Raw genomic sequence first — 5,328 nt, 5'->3', positions numbered from 1 at the left:
AGGTCGAACGGAAGGGTCAGGAACAGCCCGTAGTAGCTGAAGTTCAACGCGGTCCACACCACGAGAGTCACGACGGACCGCCGGGCCAGCCTTCCCTGAAACAGGGAGGACAGGGGCGCGTGCGGAACCGTCTGCTCCATGGCGAGGGTCGCGGGATCCACGGGAGTGTTGGAGATGCGGGTCAGGACCTCCGCGGACTCCTTGAGCCGGCCGTGCCGTGCGTAGTAGAACGGGGACTCCGGGATCGCCAGGCGTGCAACGAACGCGATGAACGCCGGGAAGGCGGCCACGACGAACAGGACGCGCCAGCTCGCGAGCCCCGCGACGGTCACGCCCTGGACGATAAACACCCACCAGAACAGGATCGCGACGAGGAACCCGATGGGCCAGAAGAAATCGAGGAGGACCATGAACCGCCCGCGAGACTGGGGCGGAAGGAACTCGGAGAGAATGGCGGGATCGACGACGAGCATACCTCCCAAGCCGAGGCCCGCGAGGAGCCGCAGGGAGAACAGGCTGTATGCGTCCCACGAAGCGGCCGTGAAGGCCGTGAAGACGGAGTACCAGAGGATGCTCCCGAGGAAGACCTTCCGCCGTCCCCGGGTGTCGGAGACCCGTCCTAGGACCAAGCTCCCGATGAAAGATCCGACGAGGGTGGCCGAGGTGATCGCGAAGTAGGCAAGGGAGTCGCTCGGGATCCCGAAGTCCTTGAACACCGCTGACAGGACGAAGCTGATGTTAATGATCTCGAAAGCGACGAAGGTCCATGCGAACCCCGTCAGGAGGACCACCCGGCGGTGGAACCGGGTGAATCCGCCCGCGCGGAGCACGTCCTCCACGGTGCGGGTCGCGGTGGCCATGTGAGGGCCGGACTCCGGCGGCCTATTTGAGGGTTGAGAGGGCGGCAAGGCTGGCCTCCCGACCCGGGATCTTCCGGCCAAATCCGCCGCCGTTCCCGCGCCCGCTTAACGGCGGAGTGTAAACACGGTTTCCCGAGCGTCCCGCAGGGAGGGGTCGCGACGCACGAGCCCCGCACGTACGAGGGAGGAGACCGCGTTCCGGACAGTCCGCTCGGGCATCCGCGACTCCGCGATGAGCCGCTTCTCCGTCATCGCACCCTCGTCCTCCAGGAGGCGGTAGAGGAACCGCACGGAGGGGGGCGCTCTCGATGGGAGCTCCGTGGCCCGGTGGCGCGCGCCCAGTTTCCCGAAGACCTGAAGGTAACGGGCCTTCCCGAAACGCACGAAGCGCGCGGGGTCCGCGCTGGCTTGGACCGTGAATCCTTTCGACCGAACTCGGATCCGCTCCTGGCCATCGAGCACGAGGTCTCTCCCGAGGCGGGACTCGATCTCGGTGAGTGCGACGACGCTCCGGGCAGGGAGGACGAGCGGCCGTTGGCCGGAGGACGAGCAGACGGGGACCACCACGATGGCCTCCGCGTTCTCCATGACCACGGGGCCCCCCGCGGAAAGACCGTATCCCGTGGATCCCGTTGGCGTGCAGACAATGACCCCGTCCCCGGAATCGCGCCACACCTGCTCCCCGTCCACCTCGAGGGAGTACCGCAGGAAGCCGGCGCCGCGGCTCGTGCTGAGCGCCGCCTCGTTGAGCGCGGGCGGGAGGCGCCTCCCGTCCATCCGCACCTCGAGTCGCAGGCGTTCCTCGATCCAGTGCGGTCCGGCGAGGAGGGTCTCGAGAGCCCAGCCCACCTGCTCCGGCGGGACCTCCGCGAGGAACCCGTGGCCCGCCGTGAGGACCGCGGTGGCGGAACCGACGCGACGGAGCGCGTGGAGCAGGAAGCGGTCGTCCCCGAGGACGAGGAGAACCTCGGGCGCGGGCGGTCCCAACTCGACCGAAACGGACACGCCGGGGAAGCGATCGCGCAGGGTGCGGGTGGCCTCCGCGGCGTAACGTCGCGTAACGGCATCCTTGGATGCCACGAGGGCGATCCGCATGGTGCCCGAGGGAGATTGCGTGCGGGCTTAACCCTTGTGGCCCCTCGCCGGGAGGGAGTCACGTCTCCGTGGTGCGCTTCTTGCCCCAGGCCACCAGGAGATGGAAGGACAGCTCCGGCACGGACTCGACCTCCACGTGGTGGAACCGCTCCGCGAGGACCGCGGTGACCTTCTCCAGGGGCACCTCGGTGACGCGGCCGCCGCTCCGCCGCACGCGCACGCCTTCGATGAACGCGCCGACCTCGAACGGTCGCGTCGGATCACGAGCGAGCAAGGCGTCCGGGAGGATGATCGCCAGCAGCCCCGGCGCTCGGATGATCCGCGTGGCCTCCTCGATGGGGCGCGTCCACTGGCGGGGCCGCGGCACCCAGACGAGGACGGACTGGTCGACGTAGCTGTCCCGCAGCGGGACGTAGGATTCGCCGCCATCCAAGAGGGTGAGACGGGGCTCCTCGATGTCGAACGTTCCCTGTGGACGTACGAGGAAGATGTCTCCCTGAACGACGTCGAAGAGCTGGGACAGGAACCAGCGAAAGTTGATCTCGCTGAGGTAGCCGGGCGGCACCACGAGCGCGGTGCGGCCGTGCAGCTTCGCGTGAGGGATGAACTTGGCGAGGATGTCCAGGGCGCGCTGCATCGTGGTGCGGTCCGAGGCCAGGTACTCTAGGTACGCAAGCCGGACCATCGCGATCGCGTCGGAGAGGACGTCGTCCAGATAGTCGCGCCCCTTGGCCGTGATCGCGTACTCGTGACGTTTCGGACCCCGCTCACCGGGCGTCTCGTTCGCCACGACAAGACCCTCCAACTCCATGCGCTTCAGGACGGGGTAGAGGTGATTGAGGCGAGTTTCCTGGCCCGCGTCGCCCAGGGCACGATGAATCTGATAGCCGTAGGTTGCGCCCTGCTGGATCGAGCGGAGGATGGCGGTGGTGAGATCGGTCCGGGCCACCTAGGTACCTCGGATGGACCTAGGTAGGTCAACGCCCCCTTTGAACCTTGCCCTTGGTCCCTCAGTCGTGCTGCGGGTCCATGTAGCGGTACACCATGCGGCCGCAGTTCGGGCAAGGTCCCGAAATCCACCGCGCGTCCGCTTTCCAGGCGTGGTTGCAGTAGGGACAGTCGACGATGATCTCGCGCTCCGCTTCGCCGCTCTGCATCGGGGAGACCTGCGCGAGGCCAGCGCGCTGACCTGAGAAAAACCTGTGGACGGCGAAGCTCGTGCATCCTACACGGTGACCAGCGTCCACGAGCTTCACAACTTACAGAACCTTCTTATAGCAGCGGACCGTAGGAGCGAATCAGCCCACATCGTCTGATCTCGCGCGGAAAGGAATTTTTCCCTACGCCTTGCGACTCAAGGCTGTTGTGTCGGCAGAAGTGAGAATATGGACAAGGTATTGACGAAGGTCAAGGACCTGACTCCGGAGTCCAAGCAGGTAAACGTGCTGGCGAAGGTCGTCGGGTTGAGTGAAGAGAGAGAAATCACCTCCCGCTTTGGCGAGGCGCGCAAGCTGGTCGAGGCGACCGTCGGGGACGAGACCGGAACGGTCCTCCTGACCCTGTGGAACGACCAGATCGGCCAGGTCGCGAAGGACGAGACGTTCCTGATCGACAACGGCTACGTGAGCCTCGTGCGAGGCCACATCCGCCTGAACGTCGGGAAGTACGGCAGCTTCGCGAAGGCCGAGACGCCCGTCGAGACCGTGAACACGGCGCTCGATGTGAGCGCGGTCGAGTACGAGCGCGAGCCGCGGTACCGCAGCGGCGGCTACGGCGGGCAGCGCGAGGGCGGCAGCCGGCAGTTCGAGTTTGGGACGGGCGGGAGCCGCGGCGGGAACCGGGAACACCGGGACCGCGGGCGGCGCCGGTTCTGAGAGCACCGGATTCGGTTCACGCCCGGTCCACCGAGGATCGGGCTCCTTCCTTTTCATTCGCGCAGACTTTCAAGGGAACCCCCTCGCCCACTGAGAGAAGATCCCGTGACGGCCGGCCCGTCGGGCGGCACCTTCAGCGACGCCGTGGAGGCCGCCGCTCGCGGCGCTCCTCACGCTCCGGAGCCTGGTAGATCCGTTCGGGCTGCCAGACCGTGAGCCGTCCGTTCCAGTACGCGCGCGCGTTCTCCTCGTTGACCTCGACGTGCAGCACGTCCAGTTTGGACTTCATGTAGTTCCGGAACTTGACGCGCTTCGCGTCGTTCTCCTCGTTCCACATCCGGGTGAACTGGGCATCTTTCTCGTCGACCATGGTCGTCACCGCCTCAACGTTCACGAGAACACGGTTCGCGTCCGAGGGCGGGCCGACCGTGGTTCACTGGGACCTGAGGACTCCCGGAGCCAGAAGGACGTGGCTCATAAGGGTTTTCATCCCGCTCGCTCGGACGGACGACGCGCGCAGCGGGTTCAGTAGGTGAACGTCAAGATGAGATCGTCGCCCGTGGCGGTGACTTCGTAGACGGTGAGCGGGAACTTCGCGGGCGGGTCGACCGGCCTGCCCGTCTTCAGGTCCCAGGCCCCCTTGCACGACGGGCAGATGAGGACCATGCGCCCCTGGTCCACGGAGCCTTCGGCGAGGTTCGCCCATTGGTACGTGCACATGGCGTCGAGCCCGTAGAAGGTCCCGCCCACATTCGCCACGGCGATGTCGTACCCCATGATTTCGAAATGCCGCATGGAGCCGTCCGGCAGCTCCGCGATCTTGCAAAGGACGACGTCCGTGGGCATCGCGACGCGGAACCTCCGGGTGGCCTTAAGGGTTTCTGGACTCACGCCGACTTGCGTCGGAAGAGCCGCTCGAGGCGGCTCGGCAGCGTGGGTCTCGGAGGCGCGGGCGGCGGGGTCGCGGAAACGTGAAGGAGAATCCCCTCGACCCGGACCACGTAGACCTTACTCCCGGCCGGGATGTCCTCGTCCGTGAGGGCCTGCCAGAGCCCTCCCTTGAACCGGACGTAGCCCTTCTCCGCCTTCCTGAGCGGCTCCTCGGTCGTGGCGGGTTCTCCCACAAACTCGCCCACCGTGGGCTTGCGGCGGCGCACTTCGTTCACCTTGTACATCGCGAACAGGATGAGGCCGCCCAAGAGGAGGACGGGCACCAGGAGGGTGATCACGAACCCGATCTGGTAGCCGGGCGTCACGAGCTGGCCGGGCTGGCCCGGGGCCGAGGGCGGCCCGAGGGGGGCGAGGAAGAGCGCCCCGATCGCAATCGCCACGATCCCTCCGATGCCGAACGCCCCGAACCCGGGATGCTTCACCTCTAGAATCAGGAGCACGACGCCCACGATGATCAGCAGGAACGCGATGGGGTCGACGCTGAACCCGAGGCCAATCAGGGCGAGGAGGACCACGATGATCCCCGCGACCTCGGCACCATGGCCCGG

Annotated in this window: 8 protein-coding genes; 1 reads left to right on the top strand and 7 read right to left on the bottom strand. The window is 66.7% G+C overall.

Features of this window, described 5'->3' with window-relative positions; all coding sequences use genetic code 11:
- The 4 genes from VEY12_05525 to VEY12_05510 form a co-directional block, all read right to left on the bottom strand.
- Positions 1 to 860: MFS transporter (locus VEY12_05525; GenBank protein ID HYM39589.1), on the bottom strand; the 860-nt coding region annotated here is incomplete at its 3' end.
- Between the two features lie 105 nt (positions 861 to 965).
- Positions 966 to 1,955 carry an NAD(+)/NADH kinase gene (locus tag VEY12_05520; GenBank protein HYM39588.1) on the bottom strand — a complete coding sequence of 330 codons (990 nt, stop codon included), beginning with the start codon at positions 1,953 to 1,955 and terminating at the stop codon, positions 966 to 968.
- 58 nt (positions 1,956 to 2,013) lie between these two features.
- Entirely contained in the window at positions 2,014 to 2,904 is an 891-nt protein-coding gene (locus VEY12_05515; protein ID HYM39587.1) for a PadR family transcriptional regulator, read from the bottom strand.
- 61 nt (positions 2,905 to 2,965) lie between these two features.
- The gene (locus VEY12_05510; protein HYM39586.1) at positions 2,966 to 3,112 is read right to left on the bottom strand and encodes a hypothetical protein; all 147 of its coding nucleotides are present in this window, start codon (positions 3,110 to 3,112) and stop codon (positions 2,966 to 2,968) included.
- Positions 3,113 to 3,340: 228 nt separating this feature from the next.
- Between VEY12_05510 and VEY12_05505 the strand changes: the two genes are divergently transcribed.
- Positions 3,341 to 3,829 carry a single-stranded DNA-binding protein gene (locus tag VEY12_05505; protein HYM39585.1) on the top strand — a complete coding sequence of 163 codons (489 nt, stop codon included), beginning with the start codon at positions 3,341 to 3,343 and terminating at the stop codon, positions 3,827 to 3,829.
- A 133-nt stretch (positions 3,830 to 3,962) separates the two neighbouring features.
- Here VEY12_05505 and VEY12_05500 read toward each other — a convergent pair whose 3' ends face one another.
- The 3 genes from VEY12_05500 to VEY12_05490 form a co-directional block, all read right to left on the bottom strand.
- Complete coding sequence (locus VEY12_05500; protein ID HYM39584.1) at positions 3,963 to 4,199, bottom strand: hypothetical protein; 237 nt, start codon at positions 4,197 to 4,199, stop codon at positions 3,963 to 3,965.
- 155 nt (positions 4,200 to 4,354) lie between these two features.
- Positions 4,355 to 4,675, bottom strand: a complete 321-nt coding sequence (locus VEY12_05495) for a Rieske 2Fe-2S domain-containing protein (GenBank protein HYM39583.1) — start codon at positions 4,673 to 4,675, stop codon at positions 4,355 to 4,357.
- 41 nt (positions 4,676 to 4,716) lie between these two features.
- On the bottom strand, positions 4,717 to 5,328 hold a 612-nt coding region (locus VEY12_05490; GenBank protein ID HYM39582.1), incomplete at its 5' end, for an NfeD family protein.

It is taken from the genome of Thermoplasmata archaeon (genome assembly GCA_035632695.1).
In the GTDB taxonomy this organism is placed as follows: domain Archaea; phylum Thermoplasmatota; class Thermoplasmata; order RBG-16-68-12; family RBG-16-68-12; genus RBG-16-68-12.
Note: the sequence above shows the minus strand (reverse complement) of the source record. Positions and strands in the feature narration are given on the sequence as shown.

Coding starts and splice junctions, on each gene's coding strand:
- VEY12_05520 (HYM39588.1), bottom strand. CDS start 1,955: ATGCGGATCGCCCTCGTGGCATCCAAGGATGCCGTTACGCGACGTTAC.
- VEY12_05500 (HYM39584.1), bottom strand. CDS start 4,199: ATGGTCGACGAGAAAGATGCCCAGTTCACCCGGATGTGGAACGAGGAG.
- VEY12_05510 (HYM39586.1), bottom strand. CDS start 3,112: ATGCAGAGCGGCGAAGCGGAGCGCGAGATCATCGTCGACTGTCCCTAC.
- VEY12_05495 (HYM39583.1), bottom strand. CDS start 4,675: ATGCCCACGGACGTCGTCCTTTGCAAGATCGCGGAGCTGCCGGACGGC.
- VEY12_05505 (HYM39585.1), top strand. CDS start 3,341: ATGGACAAGGTATTGACGAAGGTCAAGGACCTGACTCCGGAGTCCAAG.